This is a genomic window from Pantoea sp. ACRSB (assembly GCF_022346905.1).
GTDB lineage: Bacteria > Pseudomonadota > Gammaproteobacteria > Enterobacterales > Enterobacteriaceae > Pantoea > Pantoea piersonii.
Window position 1 is genome coordinate 71,134 of sequence record NZ_JAKRNL010000010.1, and the last position, 24,176, is coordinate 95,309.

24 protein-coding genes are annotated in these 24,176 nt (G+C 58.6%); 17 read left to right on the top strand and 7 right to left on the bottom strand.

Annotated elements, in window-relative coordinates:
* The first annotated feature begins 225 nt into the window (after window positions 1-225).
* Window positions 226-966, top strand: coding sequence for a 3'(2'),5'-bisphosphate nucleotidase CysQ (gene cysQ, locus MHZ89_RS20735; protein ID WP_120455000.1), 741 nt, complete (start codon window positions 226-228; stop codon window positions 964-966).
* Between the two features lie 33 nt (window positions 967-999).
* Here cysQ and MHZ89_RS20740 read toward each other — a convergent pair whose 3' ends face one another.
* Entirely contained in the window at window positions 1,000-1,554 is a 555-nt protein-coding gene (locus MHZ89_RS20740) for a YtfJ family protein (protein WP_311784514.1), read from the bottom strand.
* A gap of 315 nt (window positions 1,555-1,869) precedes the next feature.
* Here MHZ89_RS20740 and MHZ89_RS20745 point away from each other — a divergent pair, with 315 nt between their 5' ends.
* A complete protein-coding gene (locus MHZ89_RS20745; protein WP_033754894.1) occupies window positions 1,870-2,076 on the top strand; it encodes a DUF1107 domain-containing protein in 207 nt (68 codons plus the stop codon).
* A gap of 33 nt (window positions 2,077-2,109) precedes the next feature.
* Here MHZ89_RS20745 and MHZ89_RS20750 read toward each other — a convergent pair whose 3' ends face one another.
* A complete protein-coding gene (locus MHZ89_RS20750) occupies window positions 2,110-3,438 on the bottom strand; it encodes a hemolysin family protein (protein ID WP_311784515.1) in 1,329 nt (442 codons plus the stop codon).
* 471 nt (window positions 3,439-3,909) lie between these two features.
* Between MHZ89_RS20750 and MHZ89_RS20755 the strand changes: the two genes are divergently transcribed.
* From MHZ89_RS20755 to MHZ89_RS20765, 3 genes are read left to right on the top strand one after another with little or no spacing between them, the layout of a single operon-like run.
* On the top strand, window positions 3,910-5,625 hold the full coding sequence (locus tag MHZ89_RS20755; RefSeq protein WP_311784527.1) for an autotransporter assembly complex family protein: 1,716 nt from the start codon (window positions 3,910-3,912) through the stop codon (window positions 5,623-5,625).
* Window positions 5,622-9,392: a translocation/assembly module TamB domain-containing protein gene (locus MHZ89_RS20760; RefSeq protein WP_311784516.1), complete on the top strand. Its 3,771-nt coding sequence runs from the start codon at window positions 5,622-5,624 to the stop codon at window positions 9,390-9,392. Before MHZ89_RS20755 ends, MHZ89_RS20760 begins: the two co-directional genes overlap by 4 nt.
* Before the next feature lie 2 nt (window positions 9,393-9,394).
* Window positions 9,395-9,751 carry a gamma-glutamylcyclotransferase gene (locus MHZ89_RS20765; RefSeq protein WP_033792318.1) on the top strand — a complete coding sequence of 119 codons (357 nt, stop codon included), beginning with the start codon at window positions 9,395-9,397 and terminating at the stop codon, window positions 9,749-9,751.
* A gap of 125 nt (window positions 9,752-9,876) precedes the next feature.
* Here the strand turns inward: MHZ89_RS20765 and ppa are convergent, their stop codons facing one another.
* The 3 genes from ppa to MHZ89_RS20780 all read right to left on the bottom strand — a co-directional run bounded on the left by ppa (window position 9,877) and on the right by MHZ89_RS20780 (window position 11,440).
* Window positions 9,877-10,407: an inorganic diphosphatase gene (gene ppa, locus MHZ89_RS20770; RefSeq protein ID WP_120454990.1), complete on the bottom strand. Its 531-nt coding sequence runs from the start codon at window positions 10,405-10,407 to the stop codon at window positions 9,877-9,879.
* A gap of 99 nt (window positions 10,408-10,506) precedes the next feature.
* Window positions 10,507-10,956: a DUF441 domain-containing protein gene (locus MHZ89_RS20775; RefSeq protein ID WP_311784517.1), complete on the bottom strand. Its 450-nt coding sequence runs from the start codon at window positions 10,954-10,956 to the stop codon at window positions 10,507-10,509.
* A gap of 70 nt (window positions 10,957-11,026) precedes the next feature.
* Window positions 11,027-11,440, bottom strand: coding sequence for a lysozyme inhibitor LprI family protein (locus tag MHZ89_RS20780; RefSeq protein WP_311784518.1), 414 nt, complete (start codon window positions 11,438-11,440; stop codon window positions 11,027-11,029).
* A gap of 156 nt (window positions 11,441-11,596) precedes the next feature.
* On the opposite strand from MHZ89_RS20780, the gene MHZ89_RS20785 reads away from it, so the two are divergent.
* Complete coding sequence (locus MHZ89_RS20785) at window positions 11,597-13,156, top strand: methyl-accepting chemotaxis protein (protein ID WP_311784519.1); 1,560 nt, start codon at window positions 11,597-11,599, stop codon at window positions 13,154-13,156.
* Window positions 13,157-13,238: 82 nt separating this feature from the next.
* On the opposite strand, the gene fbp is transcribed toward MHZ89_RS20785, so the two are convergent.
* Window positions 13,239-14,243, bottom strand: a complete 1,005-nt coding sequence (fbp, locus tag MHZ89_RS20790; protein ID WP_120454983.1) for a class 1 fructose-bisphosphatase — start codon at window positions 14,241-14,243, stop codon at window positions 13,239-13,241.
* Between the two features lie 168 nt (window positions 14,244-14,411).
* Between fbp and mpl the strand changes: the two genes are divergently transcribed.
* A complete protein-coding gene (mpl, locus tag MHZ89_RS20795) occupies window positions 14,412-15,764 on the top strand; it encodes a UDP-N-acetylmuramate:L-alanyl-gamma-D-glutamyl-meso-diaminopimelate ligase (RefSeq protein WP_126690403.1) in 1,353 nt (450 codons plus the stop codon).
* Between the two features lie 95 nt (window positions 15,765-15,859).
* On the opposite strand, the gene yjgA is transcribed toward mpl, so the two are convergent.
* A complete protein-coding gene (yjgA, locus tag MHZ89_RS20800; RefSeq protein ID WP_120454979.1) occupies window positions 15,860-16,402 on the bottom strand; it encodes a ribosome biogenesis factor YjgA in 543 nt (180 codons plus the stop codon).
* Between the two features lie 117 nt (window positions 16,403-16,519).
* On the opposite strand from yjgA, the gene pmbA reads away from it, so the two are divergent.
* The 10 genes from pmbA (at window position 16,520) to dagF (ending at window position 24,101) form a co-directional block, all read left to right on the top strand.
* On the top strand, window positions 16,520-17,860 hold the full coding sequence (gene pmbA, locus MHZ89_RS20805; RefSeq protein WP_311784520.1) for a metalloprotease PmbA: 1,341 nt from the start codon (window positions 16,520-16,522) through the stop codon (window positions 17,858-17,860).
* A 70-nt stretch (window positions 17,861-17,930) separates the two neighbouring features.
* A complete protein-coding gene (cybC, locus tag MHZ89_RS20810) occupies window positions 17,931-18,317 on the top strand; it encodes a cytochrome b562 (RefSeq protein WP_311784521.1) in 387 nt (128 codons plus the stop codon).
* A 293-nt stretch (window positions 18,318-18,610) separates the two neighbouring features.
* On the top strand, window positions 18,611-18,943 hold the full coding sequence (locus MHZ89_RS20815) for a glycine dehydrogenase (protein WP_240629457.1): 333 nt from the start codon (window positions 18,611-18,613) through the stop codon (window positions 18,941-18,943).
* Window positions 18,944-18,958: 15 nt separating this feature from the next.
* Window positions 18,959-19,321: an SFCGS family glycine-rich protein gene (locus MHZ89_RS20820; RefSeq protein ID WP_096072111.1), complete on the top strand. Its 363-nt coding sequence runs from the start codon at window positions 18,959-18,961 to the stop codon at window positions 19,319-19,321.
* A 2-nt stretch (window positions 19,322-19,323) separates the two neighbouring features.
* Window positions 19,324-19,623 (top strand): DUF4312 family protein, encoded by a 300-nt coding sequence (locus MHZ89_RS20825; protein WP_120454972.1) that lies wholly within the window; start codon window positions 19,324-19,326, stop codon window positions 19,621-19,623.
* A gap of 28 nt (window positions 19,624-19,651) precedes the next feature.
* Complete coding sequence (locus MHZ89_RS20830) at window positions 19,652-20,428, top strand: DUF4311 domain-containing protein (protein ID WP_126690401.1); 777 nt, start codon at window positions 19,652-19,654, stop codon at window positions 20,426-20,428.
* A 10-nt stretch (window positions 20,429-20,438) separates the two neighbouring features.
* The gene (locus MHZ89_RS20835) at window positions 20,439-21,080 is read left to right on the top strand and encodes a DUF4310 family protein (protein ID WP_120454968.1); all 642 of its coding nucleotides are present in this window, start codon (window positions 20,439-20,441) and stop codon (window positions 21,078-21,080) included.
* 45 nt (window positions 21,081-21,125) lie between these two features.
* Window positions 21,126-22,259, top strand: coding sequence for an amidohydrolase/deacetylase family metallohydrolase (locus tag MHZ89_RS20840; RefSeq protein WP_311784522.1), 1,134 nt, complete (start codon window positions 21,126-21,128; stop codon window positions 22,257-22,259).
* Window positions 22,243-23,364, top strand: coding sequence for a DgaE family pyridoxal phosphate-dependent ammonia lyase (locus MHZ89_RS20845; protein WP_311784523.1), 1,122 nt, complete (start codon window positions 22,243-22,245; stop codon window positions 23,362-23,364). Before MHZ89_RS20840 ends, MHZ89_RS20845 begins: the two co-directional genes overlap by 17 nt.
* Window positions 23,361-24,101, top strand: coding sequence for a 2-dehydro-3-deoxy-phosphogluconate aldolase (gene dagF, locus MHZ89_RS20850; RefSeq protein ID WP_311784524.1), 741 nt, complete (start codon window positions 23,361-23,363; stop codon window positions 24,099-24,101). The genes MHZ89_RS20845 and dagF overlap by 4 nt, the downstream gene beginning before the upstream one ends.
* Window positions 24,102-24,176: the final 75 nt, after the last annotated feature.

Below are 24,176 nucleotides of genomic sequence, written 5' to 3' on the forward strand. Positions count from 1 at the left end.
AATGATGATGTGTCAGAGGAATACGTGATGGGTTTAACGTTTTGCGCGTTGAAAAGGGTGATTGCCGTACGGCATAGCGGCAAGGCGCAATCTATGGTATTGATATTGTTAAAATATTGAGAGAAAAGCGCCCGGAAGCCCGGGCGGCGGCGCAGTAGCTGCTAAAATTTAACCGATGTGGCGCACGATGACGTCGTGCAGTCGCCACCGATGAGGAGGTGAAAGATGTTAGAGCAAATCTGCCAGCTGGCGCGCGAAGCGGGCAACGCGATCATGCTGGTTTATGAAAAGGAAACGCCGGTAGACGTTTCCCGCAAAGCCGACGACTCCCCGGTGACCGCTGCGGATATTGCCGCGCACGATATTATTCTGCAGGGGCTGAAACAGCTGACGCCGGAAGTGCCGGTGCTGTCGGAAGAGGATCCGCCTTCATGGAGCGAGCGGCAACAGTGGCAGCGCTACTGGCTGGTCGACCCGCTCGACGGCACCAAAGAGTTTATCAAGCGCAACGGCGAGTTTACCGTCAATATCGCCTTGATCGATCAGGGCAAACCGGTGATGGGCGTGGTATATGCGCCTGCGCTCGGCGTGCTTTACTCCGCCGCAGAGGGCAAAGCCTGGAAAGAGGAGGGCGGCCATAAGACGCCGATCCATGTGCAGGAGGCGCGACCGCCGCTGGTCGTGGTCAGCCGTTCCCATGCCGATGACGAACTGAAAGAGTATCTGCAGCAGCTGGGCGAGCATCAGACCGTCGCCATCGGCTCTTCGCTGAAGTTCTGTCTGGTGGCGGAGGGCAAAGCGCAGCTCTATCCCCGCTTCGGGCCGACCAATATCTGGGATACCGGCGCGGGGCACGCCGTCGCCGTCGCGGCTGGCGCGCACGTCCACGACTGGCAAGGCAAAACTCTGGACTATGCGCCGCGTGAATCTTTTCTCAATCCCGGTTTCCGCGTGTCGCTGTTTTGATCAATAAGGGAGGCGAAAGCCTCCCGTTTTCATTCATGATTTAAGCAGCGTGCGCACCAGCGTAATGACCTGCGTCACTTCCTCCTGCGTCAGCGCGCCGTCTTTAACAAAGCGGACATGACCGCTCTTATCCAGTACCACAATGGCCGAACCGGCATCTTCAAGCTGCCAGGCACGCTTTACGTTGCCTTTGCTGTCGACGATAAACTGCGACCAGGGGTACTGCTTTTTGTTGCTCTCAATGCTGCTGCGCACAAACATGCCGGTGCCGGGAATAGCATCATTGGTGTTAACGATAGTCGTGGTCTGGTAGCGATCGTGCGGGAAGGCCGCGGCTTTGATCGCTTCAACTACGGCGGCGTTTTTCTCTTTAGCGGATGAGCGACCGGCGATGTGCTGAATAACGCGCACTTTGCCCGGCAGCTGCGCGCTGTTCCAGCGTTTGTAGCTAAAGTCATCCTGCTGGTAAAGCAGCTCGCCTTTATCGTCAACGCCGACCGCAGGCACGCGCTGATCTTCTTTCAGGCTATGAGCGAAAACCGCGCCGGGTAATAAAACCAGCGCAAACAGGGCACAGGCGAGTCGCATTGTGAGTCTCCTTGGTGATCGGACCAGTTGGTCATTTTTCTGCAATAGTAAGCAGGGATGATGCGCCTGTCTTGTTAAGGTGTCAGGTTTGTTATTCATGCCACAATTTCTTAACAAGTTTGGATTTATACTGTGTTGGTAAAGCGTGATAACAGACTATTCTGTAATGATGTGTCAATTCAGTAAAAAAGTTCAGTTTTCGGAACATTATCCCAGCTGAGTGTTCTATAGTTTACCGGCACTTTGCGCTTCATGGGCTCGTACCGAACTTGGAAACGGCGAAGCGTATTTATAAATGTACAGGAGTTAGACAGCATGAAGATCTTCCAACGCTATAATCCACTGCAAATAGCGAAATATGTAAAAACGCTGTTCAAAGGAAGGATGTATATCAAGGACGTTGGCGCGTTCGAATTCGACAAAGGGAAAGTGTTGATCCCGCGCGTAAAGGACATCCAGCACCTGAGCGTGATGTCCGAAATTAACCGTCAGGTTCTGCGCCTTCAGGCGGAGTTCAACTGATAAAAAAGGGCGCCGTCGGCGCCCTCTGATTTTCTACTCTTCAGCTTCCGTGGTTTTCGCCACATTCAGCACCGGCGGACGATCGTCAATCCGCGTCACCAGCAGCTGATCGATACGATAACTGTCGATATCCACCACTTCGAACTTAAACCCGGCGAACTTCACAAAATCGGTGCGTTTCGGGATTTTGCGCAGCATATACATCATAAAGCCGCCGATGGTTTCATAGTTGCCCGACTGCGGAAACTCGTCGATATGCAGCACGCGCATTACGTCATCAATCGGCGTGCCGCCCTCTACCAGCCAGGAGTTTTCGTCGCGCGCCACAATCTGCTCTTCCAGACCCTGGCCGACCAGATCGCCCATCAGCGTCGTCATCACGTCGTTCAGGGTGATAATGCCCACCACCAGCGCGTATTCGTTCATGATCACCGCGAAGTCTTCGCCGGCGGTCTTAAAGCTTTCCAGCGCTTCAGAGAGCGTCAGCGTATCCGGCACAATCAACGCCGAGCGGATCTGCACGCCGCTGTTGAGCGCCATGCTCTGATTGCCCAGCACGCGCAGCAGCAGCTCTTTAGAATCGACATAGCCAACGATATGGTCGATATCGCCGTCGCACACCAGAAATTTAGAGTGCGGATGCTCAGCGATTTTGCTTTTCAGCATGGTTTCGTCTTCGCGCAGATCGAACCAGACCACGTTTTCGCGTGAGGTCATGGAGGAGGGTACGGTGCGCGATTCCAGCTCAAAGACGTTTTCAATCAGCTCGTGCTCCTGCTTACGCAGCACGCCTGCCAGCGCGCCCGCTTCCACCACCGCGTAAATATCGTCGGAGGTAATGTCGTCTTTACGCACCATCGGCAGCTTAAAGACGCGGAAGAAAACGTTCGCCAGGCCGTTAAACAGCCATACCAGCGGGCTAAACACCAGCAGGCAGAAACGCATCGGGTTAATAATTCGCAGCGCCACTACTTCCGGCGCGATCATGCCGACGCGCTTTGGCGTCAGATCGGCGAACAAAATAAACAGGCTGGTGACGATAACGAAGGAGCAGATAAAGCTGAGCTGATCGGCGAGCGCCGGCTCCATAAAGCGGTTAAAGAGGCTGCGGAAGGCTGGCGAGAACGCCGCGTCGCCGACAATACCGCCGAGGATAGCGACCGCGTTCAGGCCGATCTGCACCACCGTAAAGAAGGTGCCGGGCGTTTCCTGCATTTTCAGCACGCGCTGCGCGTTGATATTGCCTTCATCGGCCAGCAGTTTCAGTTTGATCTTGCGGGCGGCGGCCAGCGAGATTTCCGAGAGAGAGAAAAAGGCGCTGATCACGATCAGCAATAATATGACAAGCAAGCTATCTAACATAGGTTATCCAAAAGGTTATCCACTTGTCATTTTTGGCCTGGGCAGCGCACGCAAAGGGCGTACCGATTGTACTCACCTCGTAGTCTGGGCTATCCGTGCCAAAAATGTCTGCGCCTTATCGACGGTGCGGAGCAGCGCCGGGGCAGAAATAGAGCAGGCGTAACCTGCGCCGCTGATTATAGCAGCAGCGCCCTCAACGCCGCCAGAGATCCCGGCGACGCCGTTTCGCTCAGATTAATCCGAGTGGCGAGCGCTTCTGCTGCGCAGCGGTTGTATCGGTCCGGCCATTTGCTGACAATAGGGCGCTATTTGGCTTTGTTAACCGTTTTTCGCCGCCGCAGGCCGCTTTATGCGGCTATGATGATGACTGCGCCGCTGCGATGTTCTTATATCAGGGATATATCACGCCCCGCGGAATAGGGGTCGGCATGATTAACAGGAGTACGCGTGCCACGAATTCACGTCTGTTTTATGACCTGCCTGTTGGCCGCCGCGCCAGTCGCTGAGGCAGCGAAAGTGCGCCTTGAAGTGCAAGGCTTAACCGGGGATCTCAACAAAAACGTGCGTGCTCGCCTCTCGACCATCAGCGCCGACGAGGTGTCGAACGATGGCCGTTTTCGCGCGCGCGTTTCAGAGGCAATCCAGCAAGGGCTGAAGGCGCTCGGCTACTACGAGCCCGACATCGATTTTGAATCGCGTCCCGCGCCGCCACAGGGCGGACGACCGGTACTTATTGCCCATGTCACACCCGGCGAGCCGGTAAAAATCGCTGGCAGCACTATCGTGCTCGAAGGCGACGCGCTGCGCGATCCCGACTATCGGGCCTGGGTGAAACAGGGTACGCCGAAAAAAGGGCGGCAGCTCAACCACGGCGAGTATGACAAATTCAAAAGCGGCTTTTCGAACCTGGCGCTACGCAACGGCTATTTCGACGGCGATTTTAAAAAGAGCCAGCTCGGCGTTTCCGTTGAACGGCGCGAAGCCTTCTGGGATATCGACTATGACAGCGGCCAGCGCTATCGCTTCGGCGACGTCAGCTTCTCCGGCTCGCAGATCCGCGAAGAGTATCTGAAAAATCTGGTTCCCTTTAAGAAAGGCGACTACTACAGCTCGCGCGATCTCGCCGAGCTGAACCGTCGTCTCTCGGCGACGGGCTGGTTTAACTCGGTGGTGGTCGCGCCGGAATTCGCGCAGGGGCGGAAAACCAAAGTGCTGCCGCTGAGCGCGGTGGTATCGCCACGCACCGAAAACACCATCGAAACCGGTATCGGCTACTCGACTGACGTCGGCCCGCGCCTGAAAGGCAGCTGGAAAAAGCCCTGGGTCAACGATCGTGGCCACAGCCTGACGGCGGACGCCTATCTCTCCGCGCCGGAGCAGCAGCTCGACCTCAGCTACAAAGTGCCGCTGCTGAAAAGCCCGCTGGAGCAGTATTACATCTTCTCCGGCGGCCTGAAACGCACCGATCTGAACGACACCAAAGCTGACACCTCGACGCTCGGCGTATCGCGTTACTGGGAGAACAGCTCCGGCTGGCAGAAGGCGATCAACCTGAAATGGAGCCTCGATCACTTTACCCAGGGCAGCGTTACCAACACCACGATGCTGCTCTATCCGGGCGTCAGCCTCAACCGCACCCGCTCACGCGGCGGCCTGATGCCGACATGGGGCGATTCGCAGCGCTACTCGGTGGATGTCTCCGACACCACCTGGGGTTCAGACGTCGACTTCCTGATCCTGCAGGCGCAGAACGTCTGGATCCGCACGCTGGCGGATAAACATCGCTTCGTGGCGCGCGGCAATCTCGGCTGGATCGAAACCAACGACTTTGAAAAGGTGCCGCCTGACCTGCGCTTCTTCGCGGGCGGCGATCGCAGTATTCGCGGCTACAAATACAAAGATATTTCCCCGCGCGACGAGGACGGTAAGCTGACCGGCGCCTCGAAGCTCGCCACCGGCTCGCTGGAGTATCAGTACAACGTGACCGGCAAATGGTGGGGCGCGGCGTTCATTGACTCAGGTGAAGCGGTCAACGACATCAAACAGAGCAATTTTAAAACCGGCGCGGGCTTCGGCGTGCGCTGGGCGTCGCCGGTCGGGCCGATCAAACTGGATATTGCCCGGCCGATTGGCGACAGCGAGGAGCATGGTTTGCAATTTTATATCGGACTGGGGCCTGAACTATGAAGCTGTGGAAAAAGGTCCTGATCGGCATACTGATTTTTCTGGTAGTGCTGCTGGGAGGCGTGGCGTTTTTAATCGGCACGACGCCTGGCTTGCATCTGGTGTTGAACGGCGCGGCGCGCTGGGTGCCGGGCTTATCGATCAAACAGGTAGAGGGCGGCTGGCGCAACCTGACCATTAGTGGGCTGCGCTATGAAATGCCCGGCGTCAGCGTTGACGCCGGCACCTTTCATCTGGCGGTCGATCTCAACTGCCTGCTGCACTCGTCGGTGTGCGTTAACGACATCGCGCTGAAAGATGTCAGCGTGGTGGTCGACAGCAAAAAGATGGCCCCCGCGCAGGAGGCGCCGCAGGAAGAGGATAACGGCAGCGGCGATCTCAGCACGCCTTATCCCGTTACGCTGCGTCATCTCGGCCTGCATAATATCAATGTGAAAATCGACGACACTGCCATTTCGCTGCTCGATTTCACCACCGGACTGCAGTGGCAGGGGCGCGCGCTGACGCTCAACCCGACGCATATCCAGAGTCTGCTGGTGGCCCTGCCGAAAGCGGCACAGGTCGCCAGCGAAGAGGTGGTGCAGCCGAAAGTGCAGAAACCGCAGCCGGACGAAAAGCCGCTGGGCGAAACCCTGCAGGCGATGTTTGCGAAACCGCTGCTGCCGGAGCTGCCCGATTTTCGTCTGCCGCTCGATATCGACGTGCAGGAGATCCTTGGCGAGCAGCTGCGTCTGACTGGCGATACCGACGTTGCGGTAAATCGCCTGCTGCTGAAGGCGAAAACGGCCGACCGCCGACTGCAGCTGCAGACGCTGGACGTCGACTCGACGCTTGGCCAGCTTAACGGCAGCGGCGAAGCGACGCTGGCGGACAACTGGCCGGTAAATTTCACGCTCAACGGTACTGCGAACGTCGATCCGCTGAAAGGAGAGAAGATCAAGCTTGAGCTGGGCGGCGCGATGCGCGACGAGTTGAAGCTGGGCCTCAACCTCTCCGGTCCGGTCCGCGCCCGGCTCGACGCCGCCACCCAGCTGGCGGTGGCGGGCCTGCCGCTGTCGCTGCATCTCACCAGCCCACAGCTGCGCTGGCCGCTGACCGGCGCGGTGCAGTATCAGGCGGATAATCTCGATTATCAGTTTAAAGGCAAAGCTACTGACTACGTGATGTCGCTGCGTACGGCGGTGAAAGGCGACAGTGTGCCGCCCGCTACCGTGGCGCTGGACGGCAAAGGCAACGTCGAGCAGTTCAATCTCGACAAGCTGCGCATCGGCGCGCTGCAGGGCAACGTCGATCTCACGGCGCTGGTGGACTGGAGCAAAGCCATTAGCTGGCGCAGCGAGCTGACGCTCTCCGGCATCGACACCGCGCGACAGTATCCTGACTGGCCGGCGAAGCTGGACGGCAAAATCGCCACGCGCGGCAGCCTCTACGGCGGCAGCTGGCAGGTGAGCGTGCCGCAGCTGCAGTTGAAGGGCAACGTTAAGCAGAACGCGGTAAGCGCCGAAGGGTCGCTGAAGGGCAACAGCTATAACCAGTGGGAGATCCCGGGCGTGAAAATCGCCCTGGGCCGCAATAATCTCGATGTGAAAGGCTCGCTGGGCGACGCGCTCAATCTTGACGCCACCATCGACGCGCCCCATCTCGATAACGCGCTGCCGGGACTGGGCGGCGTTGCTAAAGGCACCATCAAGGCGCGCGGCACCCTGCAGGCGCCGCAGCTGCTGGCCGATCTTAACGCCACTGGCCTGCGCTGGCAGCAGCTGCAGATCCGGCGCGTAACGCTGGACGGCGACGTCCGCTCCAGCGATCAGATCGCCGGCAAGTTGCAGCTGCGCGTTGAGCAGCTGAAACAGGATGCGCTTACTATCAGCCTGCTGACGCTCAACGCCGACGGCAATGAAAAACAGCATCAGCTGAAGCTGCAGGTGCAGGGCGAGCCGGTTTCCGGTCAGCTGGCGCTTAGCGGCAGCTTCGATCGTCAGCAGCAGCGCTGGAAAGGAACCCTTAACGACACGCGCTTCGATACGCCGGTCGGCGAATGGCGACTGACGCGCGCGATGGCGATCGACTACCTGAACGCGAAGCAGACTGCCACTATCGGCCCGCACTGCTGGCAGAACCCTAACGCGCAGCTCTGCGTGCCGGAGCCGGTTGAAGCTGGCCCGAGCGGCCATGCACATATCGCGCTCAACCGCTTCGACCTGGCGATGATCAAGCCGTTCCTGCCTGACGCCACCCAGCTTGCAGGCGTATTCAGCGGCGACGCGCGCGTAAACTGGACGGCGGACGGCGCGCTGCCGACCGGCACCGTCTCGCTGAAGGGCAACGGTGTTAAGGTCAGACAGGATGTGCAGGGCAATACGCTGCCCATTGACTTCAACACGCTGAACCTCAACGCGGCGCTGCGCAACGGCCGCGCCGATCTCGACTGGCTGATCCGCATTGCCAACAACGGCCAGCTCGATGGCAACGTGCAGATCAGCGATCCGCAGAACCGTCGTACGCTGGGCGGCAACGTCAATATCCGCAATATCTCACTGACGATGCTCAATCCGGCACTGGCGCAGGGCGAGAAGATCAAAGGCAACCTGAACAGCAGCCTGCGCCTCGGCGGCAGCGTGAAGCAGCCGCAGATCTTCGGCCAGCTTGGTTTGCAGGGCGTTGACGTCGACGGCAACTTTATGCCGGTCGATCTCACCGCTGCTAACCTGAACATGGTGTTCAACGGCATGAGCTCGACGCTCAATGGACTGGTGCAGACCGCGCAGGGCAATATCAACCTCAACGGTAATGCGGACTGGAGCCAGCTCGACAACTGGCGTGCGCGCATCGCCGCGCAGGGCAGCCGCGTGCGGGTCACCGTTCCGCCGATGGTGCGCATGGACGTCTCGCCGGACCTGGTCTTCGAAGCAACGCCAGCGGCTTTCAGTCTGGACGGCAGCGTAGATATTCCCTGGGCGCGCATTACGGTGCAGGAAGTGCCGGAGAGCGCTACAGGCGTCTCGTCGGACGAAGTGCTGCTGGATAAAAACCTGCAGCCGATTCAGCCGAAAAGTGCCGCGATCCCGATTAACAGCAATCTGGTCATTCACGTCGGCAACGATGTTCGCCTGTCCGCCTTTGGCCTGAAGGCGAAGCTTAACGGCGACCTGAAAGTGGTGCAGGATAAAACCGGGCTGGGCCTCAACGGCCAGATCAATATCCCGTCCGGTCGCTTCCATGCCTACGGCCAGGATCTTATCGTGCGTAAAGGCGAGCTGCAGTTCGCAGGCCCGCCGGATCAGCCCTATATCAACCTTGAGGCGATCCGTAATCCCGAGGCAACAGAAGATGACGTGACGGCTGGCCTGCGCGTCACCGGACTGGCGGACGAGCCGAAAGTCGAAGTCTTCTCCGATCCGGCGATGTCGCAGCAGGAGGCGCTTTCCTATCTGCTGCGCGGCCAGGGACTGGGAACGGACGGTGACAGCAATGCATTAACTTCTGCCTTAGTTGGACTGGGGGTTGCACAAAGTGGGCAGGTTGTGGGTAAAATCGGCGAGACGTTCGGCGTCAGCAATCTTGCCCTTGATACTGCCGGCGTTGGCGACAGCCAGCAGGTGCAGGTCAGCGGCTATGTGCTGCCGGGTCTACAAGTAAAATATGGTGTTGGCATATTTGATTCACTGGCGACGTTAACCTTGCGTTATCGCCTGATGCCCAAACTCTATTTGGAAGCCGTGTCCGGTGTGGACCAGGCTCTTGATTTGCTCTATCAGTTTGAGTTTTAGCAATGCGAATAATTGTCTACGGCAGTTTACGGCGCAAACAGGGAAACAGTCACTGGATGACGAATGCGCAATGGCTGGGGGATATGCAGATTGAGGGCTATGAGCTCTACAGTCTTGGCCATTATCCGGGCGTGATCCCGGGCGAAGGAACCGTCTATTGTGAAGTTTACCGCATCGATGCCACCACGCTGGGTGAGCTGGATGCACTGCGCACAAAGGCTGGTGAATACAAACGCCAGCTGATGCAAACGCCTTACGGCAGCGCATGGCTCTACGTCTACCAGCGGCCGGTTAAAGGGCGTCAGCGCATCGCCAGCGGCGACTGGCTACGGCGCGACGATCCACCGTCAGACGCATAAACAAAAACACCGTCCAGAGGACGGTGTTTTTTTCTGCAGGTGGGCCATACCACCCACAGAATTCTGACCGCTGTAAACAAAAACACCGTCCAGGGGACGGTGTTTTTATATCGGTCGGCGACAGATTACTTCTTCTGCGCGCGCTCGAAAGAGGCAACGATTTCAGCTTTCGCCGCTTCGGCGTCTGCCCAGCCGTCAACTTTCACCCACTTGCCTTTTTCCAGATCTTTGTAGTGCTCAAAGAAATGGGTGATCTGCGCGCGCAGCAGTTCCGGCAGGTCGTTCACATCTTTGATGTGATCGTACTCTTTGGTCAGCTTGGTGTGCGGCACAGCGACCACTTTCGCATCCTGACCTGATTCGTCGGTCATGTTCAGCACGCCAACCGGACGGCAGCGGATCACGGAGCCCGGCTGCAGCGGGTAAGGGGTTGGAACCAGCACGTCAACCGGATCACCATCCAGCGACAGCGTGTTGTTGATGTAGCCGTAGTTGCACGGATAGAACATCGCCGTGGACATGAAACGGTCCACGAACAGGGCGCCAGACTCTTTGTCGACTTCATATTTGATCGGATCGGCGTTAGCCGGGATCTCAATGATAACGTAGAGATCTTCTGGCAGTTCTTTACCTGCAGGCACCTGGTTCAAACTCATCGGGCATTCCTTCAATAGTCACATGTTGAGTGTCGGCTATTATAGCCAACTGCCTGTGAAAGTATGCCCCAATTTTGACCTTTCGGAATGCTCCTCGCCTTACTTCGCGACCACAAACAGCGAGACGATCCCCGCAGCAATCAGTGGTCCGACCGGCACGCCGCGGAAGAAGGCGACGCCAATCACCGTACCGATTAATAAGCCGCCGATCACCGACGGCTGCGCGCTCATAAAACTGACGCCGCGCCCGCCCAGCCAGGCGACGAAAATGCCCACCAGAATCGCCACGATCGACTGCCAGCTGGCGAAAGACTTCAGCAGCGAGGAGGCGGGAAGCGAACCGCTGGCGAGCGGCGCCATAACCGCGACCGTCAGGATAATAATGCCGAGCTGGATGCCCTGTTTCTCAACGTAGGGAAAAAACTGCGACAGCGGCGTGAGCTTGATCGCCAGCAGGATCAGAATAGAGATAGTGACCGCGCTGTTGTGAACGAAATAGCTGAGGACCGCGAGGCCGATAAGAATAAGGGTAGAGGCATACGCAGCCATGATTTCTCCCTGAAAAAAGATGGATGCGCTGGCCAGCGCCAGCGCGTGAGTAAGAGATACCCCCCATTAATCAACAATCGGCGTCGCTGGCGCAACTGCCTTTATTCAGCGACCGCAGCATCAGCGCCTGATTGCGCACCAGATCGACGCCCTGCGCCGCCAGTGAAACCTGCGCCAGCGAGCCCTGCGTGCGGGTGAAATAAGCTGCGCTCGCCGCCTGCCAGCTGTCGCGATAAGTCAGCCACTGCCGCTGCGCGCTGCGCAGTTTCTCTTTCGGCTCGCCGCTGAGCTGCTTCATTAGCTGCACATACTGCGCGTTCATCTCGCCGTCCCAGCCCTGGCTGGCGCGGCTGTAACACTTCACCATTGCCAGGGTAGTGGAGGCGTCATTCAGACAGTTTTTAAGCGCCTCGTCGACCGGGTTCTGCTGCGCCTGCGCGAAGGCGCATACCAGCAAGCCTGCGGCGGCAATCCCTCTTTTCATTCCTGCGATCCTTTTTCTGAAGGGGCTAAGCCTGGGTGATGATCAGGTGAATGACCATCAATAGCGATAAAGTTTCCCTGCGCAACTGCCGATAACTTGTACGTTTTAGGGCTGCTGGATTCTCTGCCTTTATATAAGCAAACGGAAAACAACATCATGAATAAGCTCTCACTACGCACAGGACTATTAGCTTTACTCGCCTTTATGACTCTGCTGCTGCTGGCGGTCAGCGTCATGGGGATCATTGCCATTAACAAAGGAAACCGATCGCTGGATGTTATCAACCGCATTCAGGGTATCGAACTCAACGCGCTCTATCAAAGCAACGGCGATCTGATGCGCGCGCGCGCCACCGCCGCGCTGGCGGTGCGCAAAATCGAGATTGGCCTGCTGGACGAGGGTACCGCCTCGGTGAAGCAGGCGCAGGCTGACGTGCAGGCGTCGCAGCACAGCATGAAGGCCTTTATTGCAGCCGGGACGGTGACGGCGCAGGGCAAAAAGCTGGCCGATGAGGTGGTCGCCACCTGGAACGCCTATCTGGCGCAGGGCATTACGCCCATCATGAGCGCGCTGGAAAAACAGTATACCGATGAATATTACAGCGTGCTGGAAGGCAATCTCGCTAAGCTGGCGCTTAACTACAGCAACGCGGTAGAGGCGTTCGGCAGCTATGCCGATCAGGTCACTGACGCGCAGCTGGCGCAGGCAGCCAGAAACGAAGCTTTTATGAAGGCGCTGATCGGCGCAGCGGTGGCGCTGACGCTGCTGCTGTTCGTGCTGGCCTGGGTGCTGATGCGTCGCCTGCTGCTGCTGCCGCTTGATGGTGCCATCGCGCATCTGGAACAGGTTGCGGCAGGGGATCTCTCGCAGACGCTGCCGCCTCCGGGCGACAACGAGCTGGGCCGCCTTAACCGCGCGCTCGGCGAGATGCAGCAGGCGCTGCGCGTGCAGGTAAGTCAGGTGCTCGACGCCAGCCAGCAGATCGACGTCGGCAGCCGCGAGCTGGCGGCGGGCAACGTGCATCTTTCCCAGCGCACCGAGGAGTCGGCGGCGTCGCTGGAGCAGACGGCGGCCAGCATGGAACAGCTTACCGCCACGGTACGCCTTAACGCCGCCAACGCGCAGCAGGCGCATAAGCTGGCAAACAGCGTTTCGGACACGGCCGATCGCGGCGCGGAAGTAGTTTGCTATGTAATGGAAAAAATGCAGGAAATTACCGACAGCGCGAACCGCATCGGCGATATTCTCGGCGTCATCGACAGCATCGCCTTCCAGACCAATATTCTCGCGCTCAACGCCTCGGTAGAGGCGGCGCGCGCCGGCGAGCAGGGACGCGGTTTCGCCGTAGTGGCGAATGAAGTGCGCACCCTGGCGCAGCGCAGCGCCAACGCGGCGAAAGAGATCCGCGGGCTGATTTCCGAGTCGCAGACGCGGGTAAAAGAGGGCAGCGATATGGCGACGCGCGCGGGCGAAACCATGGATGAGATCTCCAGCGAGGTGATGCGCGTCACGACGCTGATGAAAGAGATCTCCATGGCGTCGGATGAGCAGAGCCGCGGTATTGAGCAGGTTAATCTGGCGGTGACGCAGATGGATGAGGTGGCGCAGCAGAACGCGGCACTGGTCGAACAGGCCACGGCGGCTACGCAGTCGCTGGAGGCGCAGTCGCAGCATCTGCAGTCCACGGTATCGCTGTTCCGTCTGGAAACGGCGTAAAAGAAAAGGGCGCGATATTCGCGCCCTTGTCATTCCGCGTCAATCAGCACGCGGAACGCAGCCATCTTACACGTTAGCGAACTTACTGCGCCGCGTCCGGGTACTCGCGCAGGAAGCGCTCAACGTCATCCACCATTGCGTTGTTGCCGCAGAAGAACGGGCAGCGCTGATGCAGGGTTTCCGGCTGGATGTCGAGGATACGGTTCGCGCCGTCGCTCGCCTTGCCGCCCGCCTGTTCAGCGAGGAACGCCATCGGGTTGCACTCATAGAGCAGACGCAGCTTGCCGTTCGGGTGGCTGGCGGTGCTCGGATAGAGGTAGATGCCGCCTTTCAGCAGGTTGCGATGGAAATCCGCCACCAGCGATCCGATATAGCGCGAGGTATAAGGACGATGCGTGGCATGATCCTCTTCCTGGCAGAACTTCAGGTATTTCTTCACGCCCTGCGGGAAACGAATATAGTTGCCTTCGTTAATGGAGTAGGTGTAGCCCGTCGGCGGGTAGGTCATGCGCTCGTGGCTCAGGCAGAAGACGCCGAGCGACGGATCGTAGGTAAAGGCGTGCACGCCGCAGCCGGTGGTATAGACCATCATGGTCGAGGAGCCATACACCACGTAACCTGCCGCCACCTGCTTGTGGCCCGGCTGCATAAAGTCCGCTTCGGTTACCGGTGTGCCAGGGGCGCTGACGCGATGATAGATAGAGAAGATGGTGCCGACAGAGACGTTAACGTCGATATTTGAGGAGCCGTCCAGCGGATCCATCAGCACCACATATTTACCGTGTTCTACTCCTTCGAAGATTACAAACTCGTCCTCTTCTTCCGAGGCGATCCCCGCCACGATGCCGCGCGCTTTCAGCGCCGCTTTAAGCTTCTCGTTTGCGAAGAGATCGAGCTTCATCTGCTGCTCGCCCTGGACGTTTTCAACGCCGCTTGCGCCGAGAATATCCACCAGGCCAGCTTTGTTAATATCGCGATGGATAATTTTCGCGCCCAGCTTGATAGCGGAAATCAGCGCCGTCAGTTCACCTGTAGCGTGAGGAAAGTCGTGCTGTTTCTCGACGATAAATTCGCCTAACGTTTTCATAACACATTCCCTGAATCTTCGATGGAGTGGCAGCCTGCCTGTCAAACCGCCAACGTTTGCGTACGCAGTTTAGCCGATTGAACTTCAAAAACCATAGTCCTAATCCGTTTCTTAACTCTGCGAGCGGGGTTACACTGTGCGCCGAACTTTTGAGTAATGGATCTTGTTATGCGCATTCATATCCTTGGGATTTGCGGCACGTTTATGGGCGGTCTGGCGATGCTGGCACGTTCCCTGGGCCATCAGGTGACCGGTTCGGACGCCAACGTTTATCCGCCGATGAGCACGCTGCTTGAGCAGCAGGGCATTGAATTAACAGAGGGTTACGACGCTTCCCAGCTCGATCCCGCGCCGGACCTCGTTATCATCGGCAATGCCATGACGCGCGGCAACCCCTGCGTAGAGGCGGTGCTGGAGCGCAATATTCCCTACCTCTCTGGCCCGCAGTGGCTGCATGACTTCGTACTGCGCGATCGTTGGGTGGTGGCGGTAGCAGGAACCCACGGTAAAACAACCACTTCTGGTATGGTAGCCTGGATTCTGGAGTCGTGCGGACTGGAGCCTGGCTTTATCATCGGCGGGGTGCCCGGCAACTTCGACGTCTCGGCAAAATTAGGAAAAAGTCCATTCTTCGTCATCGAGGCGGATGAATATGACTGCGCCTTCTTCGACAAGCGCTCCAAATTCGTTCACTACTGCCCGCGCACCCTGATCCTCAACAATCTGGAATTTGATCACGCGGATATCTTCGACGATCTGCGCGCCATTCAGAAGCAGTTCCACCATCTGGTGCGTATCGTGCCGGGCCAGGGCAAAATCCTGCTGCCAGAGCACGATCACAATATCCGCCAGGTGATGGCGATGGGCTGCTGGAGCGAGCAGGAGAGCGTCGGCGAAGGCGGTCACTGGCAGGCGAAGAAACTGACGCCGGACGCTTCGCGCTGGGAAGTGCTGCTCGACGGCGAGAAAGCTGGCGAGGTGAACTGGTCGCTGGTAGGCGAGCACAACATGCATAACGGCCTGATGGCGATCGCCGCCGCGCGTCACGTCGGCGTCAAACCGGAAGATGCGGCGCAGGCGCTGGACAGCTTTATCAACGCGCGCCGCCGTCTGGAACTGCGCGGCGAAGTGAACGGCATTAAGGTCTATGACGACTTCGCGCATCACCCGACGGCGATTCTGGCGACCTTATCCGCACTGCGCAGCAAAGTCGGCGGCAGAGCGCGTATCCTGGCGGTGCTGGAGCCGCGCTCCAACACCATGAAAATGGGCGTGAGCAAAAACGATCTGGCACCATCGCTGGCGCGCGCGGACGAGGTCTTTCTGTTCCAGCCGCACCATATTCCCTGGCAGGTCTCTGACGTTGCCGAAGCCTGCATGCCGCCCGCACACTGGAGCGCCGACATCGATACGCTGGTCGAGATGGTGGCGAAAGCCGCTCAGCCGGGCGATTCGATCCTGGTCATGAGTAACGGCGGATTTGGCGGCATTCATCAGAAACTGCTGGATCGCCTCGCCTGAAAGAACAAGCGCCCTGAAACGGGCGCTTGTTTATGCAGTGATCTGTCTGCTGCGTTAGCCTTCGCTTTCGGACGGGCAGATTCGCCCGTCGCCGCTTAGCTTTCCGCCAGCTCGCGCAGATACTGGAAAATCTGACGTGACGATTTCGGCGGCTTGTTGCCCGCTTTCTCTTTCTGTGCGTTGCGGATCATGCTGCGCAGCTGCTGACGATCGGCGTGGGGATAGAGGGTAATCACCTCGTTCATCGCCTCGTCGCCCTGATCGATCAGACGATCGCGCAGCGCTTCCAGCTTGTGAAACAGCGCAACCTGCTGGTTATGGCGGTTCTTCAGCTTATCGAGCGCCTGACGGATCGGGTCAACGTCGCGGGAGCGCAGCATTTTGCCGATCAACTGCAGCTGACGACGGCGGCCCTCTTTTTTGATGCGCTGCGCCAGTTCGATAGCGGCCAGCAGCTCTTCATCCAGCGGGATCTTCTCCAGGGCGTTCTTGCCCAGATCGACCAGTTCGGCACCCAGGCGTTTCAGCTCTTCAGCGTCGCGTTTAATTTCGCTTTTACTGACCCAGATAATCTCTTCATCATCTTCTTCCTGATTATCCGGCACATCGTCGAGCCACTCATCGGGCTGTTTGGTCATTTTCTGGGCTCCCCTAAAAAAAGAGGCTAATCCTATCAGTTTATCGGGTGACTGCGAAATTGTTCTCTGACTCTGATAGACTCAAAACTTTCATACATAAGATTAGACGGCAGGCCGATGAACGTATCTACTCAGGTTGCAGAACAGCGAAAAGTGTTGGAACAGGCAGTGGCGCAGGCGCTCGATCTGGCGAAAGCCAGCACCGACGGCGCGGAAGTGGCAGTGACCAAAACCACCGGAATCGGCGTCAGCACCCGTTACGGCGAAGTGGAGAACGTCGAGTTTAACAGCGACGGCGCGCTCGGTATCACCGTTTATCACCAGAACCGCAAGGGCAGCGCTTCCTCCACCGATCTCAGCCCGGAAGCGATCAAACGCACCGTGCAGGCGGCGATCGATATCGCGCGTTACACCTCGGCGGATCCTTACGCCGCACCGGCGGATGCCGATCTGCTGGCGTTCGAGGCGCCGGATCTCGATCTCTATCACCCCTGGGAGATCGACGCCGATCGCGCCATCGAGCTCGCCGCCCAGGCGGAGCAGGCGTCCCTGAAGGCGGATCCGCGCATCACCAATACCGAAGGCGGCAGCTTCAACAGCCACGTCGGCATTAAGGTATTCGGCAACAGCCACGGCATGCTGCAGAGCTACTGCTCCAGCCGTCATTCGCTCTCCAGCTGCGTTATCGCCGAGCAGGACGGCAATATGGAGCGCGATTACGCCTACACCATCGGCCGCGCTTTTGAAGATCTGAAAAGTCCCGACTGGGTCGGCGAAGAGTGCGCGCGTCGCGTGCTGTCGCGCCTGGCGCCGCGCAAGCTTTCCACCATGAAAGCGCCGGTTATTTTCGCGCCGGAAGTCGCCACCGGCCTGTTCGGCCATCTGGTCGGCGCCATCAGCGGCAGCAGCGTCTACCGTAAATCGACTTTCCTGCTCGATGCGCTGGGCCAGCAGATCCTGCCGGAGTGGCTCACGATTCAGGAGCATCCGCATCTGTTAAAAGGCCTGGCGTCAACGCCGTTCGACAGCGAAGGGGTACGTACCCAGGCGCGCGACATCATTAAGGATGGCGTACTGCAAACCTGGCTGATGACCAGCTACTCGGCGCGCAAGCTGGGCCTGAAAAGCACCGGTCATGCGGGCGGCATTCACAACTGGCGCATCGCCGGGCAGGGCAGCAGCTTTGACGACCTGCTGAAGCAAATGGGACGCGGCCTGGTCGTTACCGAACTGATGGGACAGGGCGTCAGCGCCATTACCGGCGACTATTCGCGCGGCGCGGCTGGCTACTGGGTCGAGAACGGCGAGATTCAGTATCCTGTGAGCGAGATCACTATTGCAGGAAATCTCAAGGAGATGTGGCGAAATATAGTCACGGTCGGTAACGACATTGAAACCCGCAGCAACATACAATGTGGTTCGGTGCTGCTGCCGGAGATGAAAATCGCCGGACAATAAGAAAACTCGCTTCCTGAAAGCAGCCGCTCTGGCTGCTTTTTTTTTACCCACAATAAAAAAGGATATACCGATGCGTAAGCATGTGATTGCTATGTTGTCTCTCTCTTTGCTGTTCGGAAGCGCCAGCCTTTACGCGGCGGATTTAGAAAATGATATGGATACCCTGAAAGACGGGCTGAATACCGTTATGAAAACCAGCGACGCGCAGACGATGCAGAAAGCGCTGGGCGAGATGCGTCAGGCTGCGCAGGATGCTAAAAAATCGACGCCGGAAAAGCTTGAAGGCCAGCCGGCCGACAGCGCGTCGATCAAGGATTACCACGCCGGGCTTGACTCGCTGATTGCGCAGATCGACGTGGTTAACGAGCTGGCGAAAGCCAACAACCTGGACGGCGCCAAATCCGAAGCGAAGAAGCTGGCGGATATCCGCAACGCCAACCATAAAAAATTCCGCTGATCTATCGGGCCGGTCTGCGTGACCGGCTTCGCATCGTCATCATATTTTCTTATCCCAATCCGCTCCTGATGCGCGCCGCGCCGCAGGACGTGCGCACATCTCTTCTTTAATAGCGCAATCGAGCGCAATCCACGCATAACGCGGCCTCTGTCACACAATCCATGCGTCCTGCGATCTGGCGCACAGGCTGCCCTGCGATTTCCACTTCCATGCGGAAAAAGTGCGTCTGCACTTCCGCCGCGCCACGCCGTAATTTATTCGTAACGCGAATTTTCGTGAACAGGAGTAGCAAGGTGAGCAGCAACGGAGCTTCGGTACGGCAGGCAACGCCGGAAGAGATTCAGGCCCTGGCCGACAAGGTCATGGCGCAAATCGCGGCGATCTATGCCCGACACGATATAGAGCCGAACGCGGTGCAGCAGCAGATGCTGGCTTCGCACGTCCGCGCCATGGCGCAGCGCTCGCTGACTGGCGAACCGCTTCCGGAGGTGGAAGAGGAGCTGTTTGAGGATATTTCGCCGGAAACCATGCAGCTGGCGCAGCAGATCGTCGATCTGTTCGGCAATCTGCCGCGCGAAGAGGCCTGGCTTCTCTCCGTCCATATAGAAGTGGCTCGTTCTAACTAATTGTATAAAGAGGAAATAATCATGGTGACCGTAGTGATTGGCGATCGTTTAGGTAAAGGACAGAAAGTGGCCGCAGGCGTAGAAAAAGCGGGCGGGCGCGCCGTCGTCGTACCGGGCGTCGCGGCGGACATGAAGCTGGGCGACGTAATGAAGGCGGAAAACGCCGACTTCGGCATCTCTTTTTGCGGCAGCGGCGGCGCGGGCGCCATCACCGCCCAGAACAAATATGGCTACAAAGCGCGCCACGGCATGCGCTCCGTTGACGAAGGCGTCACCGCCATCAACGAAGGGGCCAACGTGCTTGGCTTCGGCTTTATGGACAAAGAAGAGTTAGGCGAGCGGCTGGTGCAGGCCTGGAACAAGAAGCACGGCAGCTAATTATGAAAGAACAATACGTTACTCAGGTGACGGTGCAGGGCAAAGGCGACAGTAAAGAGAAGGCGTTTGCCGATGCCCTGAGTCACGTGCAGAACCAGGTTCTGCGCGCGACGCAAAAAATTCTGCTGCGCATTGAACCCCTGGATGTTCGGGTGCTGCGCGCGCAGGAAAGCGTCAGAACGGAGAAGTTTTTGTTCTTCTTTCTGGCGCGCCAGCGGCGGAACTACAGCGTCGAGCTGGAAATTTCCGTCAGCGTCACCGTGATTGATACCGGGCAGGTGACATTCACGGCGGCACCGTAAAAACAGACGACAACAAAGGTAAAAAAACATGTTTTTAATTATTTTGTTTAAGTCGTTGATCATTGGGGGGCTGGTAGGTGTGGGCGTTGGCGCCGGTGCGGCGCGCATGTTCCACGCGCCGACGTCGCAGGGCATGGGCGCGTTCCGTACGCTGGGCGAGCTCAACTCCTGTGAGGGCGATCCCGCCTCGCATTTCTCCTTTGGTCTCGGCTTTTTCTTCAATGCCTGGGCATCTTCCGTCGCAGCAGGCTCCTTCACTCAGGACGTCGACCACCGCATCATTCCCAACTGGGGCGCGGCCGCGCTGATGGTTAAAAACCGCAACCTGGCCGAAACCCTGCATGACCCGAAAAAGATGGCCATCGCCTGCGGCATTATCGGCATGATCGTCGTGGCCTTCCTGAACTCCACCGCGTCGGCCGTCCCGGCCGCGCTACAGGTGACCGCGGTTAAAGTGCTGGTGCCGGCGGCTAACCTGCTGGTTAACACCGTCATGCCGGTGATCTTCTGGCTGGCGGCGATCGACGCCGGAAAAAAATCGGGCTTTTGGGCGACGATTTTCGGCGGCCTGGCGCAGCTGATCATGGGCAACGCCGTACCGGGGCTGGTGCTTGGCATTCTGATCGGCAAAGGCGTCGAAGAGAGCGGCTGGAACAAAGTCACCAAAGTAATGATGGTGGCGATCGTGCTGCTGTTCGTGCTGAGCGGCTTCTTCCGCGGTTTCGATATGAAGCTGTTGCAGTCGTTCCAGTTAGGCATTCCCGGCTGGCTCGACATGATCCACAACTCTCTGAGCGGCAAGTAAGGCTAACGATATGACTGAAAATAAAGGCTTCTGGTACGCCGACTGGTCTTTCCCGATCTTCGTCGGCCTGCTCTCGGCGGGCGTATTCGCCGGTACGCATATGTATTACCTCTACGGCATCGGCGCGTTTAATGAAGTGGCGTTTGTTTCTATGCTGCGCGCCGGAATGGAAACCGGCGTCTATGGCGCGGTAGCGGCCTTCGGCGCGAGTTTTCTGTTTGCGCGCATCATCGAAGGCTCGCTGGTGGGCATCCTCGACATCGGCGGTGCCATCCAGACCGGCGTTGGCCTGGGCGTTCCGGCGCTGCTGCTCGGGGCAGGCATCGTCTTCCCGGTGGCGAATTTCGCCGCCTCGCTGGCGACGGGCCTGGTGATTGGCCTGGCTATCGGATACATCATCATCCTGGCGCGCAAATTCACCATTAACCAGAGCGACTCTACCTACGGCGCAGACGTCATGATGGGCGCAGGCAACGCCTCCGGCCGCTTTCTGGGGCCGCTGATCATCCTTTCCGCTATGGCGGCTTCGATTCCTATCGGGCTTGGCTCGCTGCTCGGCGCGCTGCTGTTCTATCTGTGGAACAAGCCGATCACCGGCGGCGCGATCCTGGGCGCCATGATCCTCGGCGCGATCTTTCCGATCGCTATCTGAAACTGGCGGCGGCTCGTCAGCGGGCCGCCGCGTTAAGGAGGTGCTATGTTCGATCTGATTCTTCGTCGCGCAAGGCTGACGGATGAGCGGCGGGTGGATATCGCTCTTCAGGACGGGAAAATCGCCGTCGTCGCCGACAGCGTGCAGGGCGAAGCAAAAAGCGAGCGCGATCTGGCCGGGCGCTATTACGTCAGCGCAGGCTGGATCGATTCTCATGTGCACTGCTACCCCAAATCGCCCATCTATCATGACGAGGCGGACGCCATCGGCGTTGCCACCGGCGTTACCACGGTGATCGACGCAGGCAGCACCGGCGCAGACCATATTGATGATTTCTATACCATTACGCGTGCGGCCAGCACGCAGGTTTACGCGCTGATCAATATCGCGCGCACCGGCATCGTGACGCAGAACGAACTGGCGGATATGCGACAGATCGACGGCGACGCGGTGCAGAAAGCGGTCGAGCGACTGCCTGACTTTATCGTCGGCCTCAAGGCGCGCATGAGCAGCAGCGTGGTCGGCGAGAACGGCATTCAGCCGCTGATCGAGGCCAAAGCGATCCAGAAGCGGGTCGGGGATCTGCCGCTTATGGTGCATATCGGCAATAACCCGCCGGATCTGGCGGAGATCGCCGACCGGCTCACCGCAGGCGATATCATCACCCACTGCTTTAACGGCAAGCCCAACCGCGTGCTGACGCCGCAGGGCGAACTCAAGGCGTCGGTGCAAAAGGCTATCGCGCGCGGCGTAAAGATGGACGTTGGCCACGGCAGCGCCAGCTTCAGCTTTGAGGTGGCGCGCGTCGCCATCGCGCAGGGCATTCTGCCTGACACCATCAGCTCGGATATCTACTGCCGCAACCGTCTCAACGGCCCGGTGCATAACCTGGCGCACGTCATGTCGAAATTTTTCAGCGTCGGCATGACGCTGCCACAGGTGATCGACTGCGTTACCTGGAAAGCGGCGGACGGGCTGCATCTGACGCGAAAAGGGCGTCTGGAGAGGGGTTTTGACGCCGATCTCACCATTTTCAGCGTCACAGAAGCACCCCGCCTGTTTGTTGATTCCGAAGGCGAACAGGTCACCGGGGAGAAACATCTTACGCCGCTGGCCGCCGTGGTGGCGGGCGAGTGGTTCCTGACAGAAGAAGGGAAAGCCAATGTCTTCGATCTATGAAAAATATGGCCTGAAGCCGGTTATCAACGCCTCGGGCCGCATGACGATCCTCGGCGTCTCTACGCCCTCGGCTGAGGTGGTCGATACCGTTCAGACCGGCCTCAGCCACTATTTTGAAATGAAAGATCTGGTCAACAAGACCGGCGCCTATATTGCCCGGCTGCTGAATGTCGAAAACGCGGTAGTGGTCTCCTGCGCCTCGGCGGGCATTGCGCAGTGCGTCGCGGCGGTCATCGTGAAAGAGAGCGACTGGCTGCTGGATAACCTGCACGCCGCACCGCTTGAGGTGCCGCACGACATCGTGGTGCCGAAAGGCCATAACGTCAATTTTGGTGCGCCGGTCGGCAGCATGGTGGCGCTGGGCGGCGGCCGCCTGGTGGAAGCGGGCTACAGCAACGAGTGTTCGCCTGAGCAGCTGGCGGCGGCGATCACGCCACAAACCGCTGCGATCCTCTACGTTAAATCTCACCACTGCGTGCAAAAAAGTCATTTAAGCGTCGAGCAGGCGGCGGTGGTGGCGCGCAAGCACGGCGTCCCGCTGATCGTCGATGCGGCCGCCGAAGAGGATCTGCAGTGCTACTACCAGTACGGTGCCGATCTGGTGATCTACAGCGGCGCGAAGGCGATTGAAGGGCCGACCAGCGGGCTGGTGATTGGCCGACAGCAGTATGTTGAATGGGTGAAGCGGCAGAGCAACGGTATCGGCCGGGCGATGAAGGTGGGCAAGGAGGGGATCCTCGGCCTGACGCAGGCGATTGAAAACTATTTGCGGCTGGAAAAAGTGAGCGGCGCGCAGATGGTGGAGAAGATGACGCCCTTTATCGACCATCTCAACCAGCTGCGCGGCGTTAGCGCGCGCGTAGTCTGGGACGCGGCAGGGCGCGATATCGCCCGCGCCGAGATCAAATTCGACGAGGCGGCTATCGGTCAGCGTACTGGCGATATCGTACAGGCGCTGAAGAACGGTGAGACCGCTATCTATTTTCGCGGCTACAAAGCCAATGAAGGCATTATCGAGGCGGATGTCCGCAGCGTCAGCGCTGAGCAGCTGCACACCATATTCACCTCGATTCAGGCGCTGTTGAACGGAGAAAAAACCGCATGAAGCTGACCCCAAATTTCTATCAGGATCGTCTGTGCCTGAACGTGCTGGCCGGATCGAAAGCGAACGCGCGCGCCATCTGGGAAGCGGCGGAAGGGCATGTGCTGGTAGGGGTGCTGTCGAAAAACTACAGCAGCAACGAGGCGGCTATCGCCGATATGCGCGAATATGCCGCGCTGATCGATAACGCGCTCTCGGTCGGACTTGGCGCGGGCGATCCGAACCAGTCAAAAATGGTGAGCGAGATTTCCGCCGTGCTGCAACCGCAGCACGTTAACCAGGTATTCACCGGCGTCGGCGCCAGCCGCGCGCTGCTCGGCCAGTCACAAACCGTGGTTAACGGGCTGATTTCGCCGACCGGCACGCCGGGTCTGGTAAAAATCTCTACCGGCCCGCTAAGCTCGCAGGGCAGCGACGCCCTGGTGCCGATCGACAGCGCCATCGCGCTGCTGAAGGATATGGGCGGCAGCTCGGTGAAATATTTCCCGATGGGCGGGCTGAAGGCGGTCGATGAGTATCGCGCCGTCGCCCAGGCGTGCGCGGCGCATGACTTCTGGCTGGAGCCGACCGGCGGCATCGATCTCGATAACGTCGAAGCGATCCTGACGATCGCGCTGGAGGCAGGCGTCAGTAAAATCATCCCGCACGTCTACAGCTCGATTATCGATCCCGCCAGCGGCGATACGCGGGTGGAAGATGTACGTCAGCTTCTGGCGATTTGCAAAAAACTGCTGCCGTAACGACCACCACGCCGGCGCGCTTCACAGGGCGTCGGCGCTTGCCTGGACGTAACGCGCCGTTCGCTTTAGGCTGCT

What these genes read in the sequence shown, in the direction of transcription:
- cysQ (WP_120455000.1), top strand. Translation starts at nt 226, where the DNA reads ATGTTAGAGCAAATCTGCCAGCTGGCGCGCGAAGCGGGCAACGCGATC.
- MHZ89_RS20740 (WP_311784514.1), bottom strand. Translation starts at nt 1,554, where the DNA reads ATGCGACTCGCCTGTGCCCTGTTTGCGCTGGTTTTATTACCCGGCGCG.
- MHZ89_RS20745 (WP_033754894.1), top strand. Translation starts at nt 1,870, where the DNA reads ATGAAGATCTTCCAACGCTATAATCCACTGCAAATAGCGAAATATGTA.
- MHZ89_RS20750 (WP_311784515.1), bottom strand. Translation starts at nt 3,438, where the DNA reads ATGTTAGATAGCTTGCTTGTCATATTATTGCTGATCGTGATCAGCGCC.
- MHZ89_RS20755 (WP_311784527.1), top strand. Translation starts at nt 3,910, where the DNA reads ATGACCTGCCTGTTGGCCGCCGCGCCAGTCGCTGAGGCAGCGAAAGTG.
- MHZ89_RS20760 (WP_311784516.1), top strand. Translation starts at nt 5,622, where the DNA reads ATGAAGCTGTGGAAAAAGGTCCTGATCGGCATACTGATTTTTCTGGTA.
- MHZ89_RS20765 (WP_033792318.1), top strand. Translation starts at nt 9,395, where the DNA reads ATGCGAATAATTGTCTACGGCAGTTTACGGCGCAAACAGGGAAACAGT.
- ppa (WP_120454990.1), bottom strand. Translation starts at nt 10,407, where the DNA reads ATGAGTTTGAACCAGGTGCCTGCAGGTAAAGAACTGCCAGAAGATCTC.
- MHZ89_RS20775 (WP_311784517.1), bottom strand. Translation starts at nt 10,956, where the DNA reads ATGGCTGCGTATGCCTCTACCCTTATTCTTATCGGCCTCGCGGTCCTC.
- MHZ89_RS20780 (WP_311784518.1), bottom strand. Translation starts at nt 11,440, where the DNA reads ATGAAAAGAGGGATTGCCGCCGCAGGCTTGCTGGTATGCGCCTTCGCG.
- MHZ89_RS20785 (WP_311784519.1), top strand. Translation starts at nt 11,597, where the DNA reads ATGAATAAGCTCTCACTACGCACAGGACTATTAGCTTTACTCGCCTTT.
- fbp (WP_120454983.1), bottom strand. Translation starts at nt 14,243, where the DNA reads ATGAAAACGTTAGGCGAATTTATCGTCGAGAAACAGCACGACTTTCCT.
- mpl (WP_126690403.1), top strand. Translation starts at nt 14,412, where the DNA reads ATGCGCATTCATATCCTTGGGATTTGCGGCACGTTTATGGGCGGTCTG.
- yjgA (WP_120454979.1), bottom strand. Translation starts at nt 16,402, where the DNA reads ATGACCAAACAGCCCGATGAGTGGCTCGACGATGTGCCGGATAATCAG.
- pmbA (WP_311784520.1), top strand. Translation starts at nt 16,520, where the DNA reads ATGAACGTATCTACTCAGGTTGCAGAACAGCGAAAAGTGTTGGAACAG.
- cybC (WP_311784521.1), top strand. Translation starts at nt 17,931, where the DNA reads ATGCGTAAGCATGTGATTGCTATGTTGTCTCTCTCTTTGCTGTTCGGA.
- MHZ89_RS20825 (WP_120454972.1), top strand. Translation starts at nt 19,324, where the DNA reads ATGAAAGAACAATACGTTACTCAGGTGACGGTGCAGGGCAAAGGCGAC.
- MHZ89_RS20830 (WP_126690401.1), top strand. Translation starts at nt 19,652, where the DNA reads ATGTTTTTAATTATTTTGTTTAAGTCGTTGATCATTGGGGGGCTGGTA.
- MHZ89_RS20835 (WP_120454968.1), top strand. Translation starts at nt 20,439, where the DNA reads ATGACTGAAAATAAAGGCTTCTGGTACGCCGACTGGTCTTTCCCGATC.
- MHZ89_RS20840 (WP_311784522.1), top strand. Translation starts at nt 21,126, where the DNA reads ATGTTCGATCTGATTCTTCGTCGCGCAAGGCTGACGGATGAGCGGCGG.
- MHZ89_RS20845 (WP_311784523.1), top strand. Translation starts at nt 22,243, where the DNA reads ATGTCTTCGATCTATGAAAAATATGGCCTGAAGCCGGTTATCAACGCC.
- dagF (WP_311784524.1), top strand. Translation starts at nt 23,361, where the DNA reads ATGAAGCTGACCCCAAATTTCTATCAGGATCGTCTGTGCCTGAACGTG.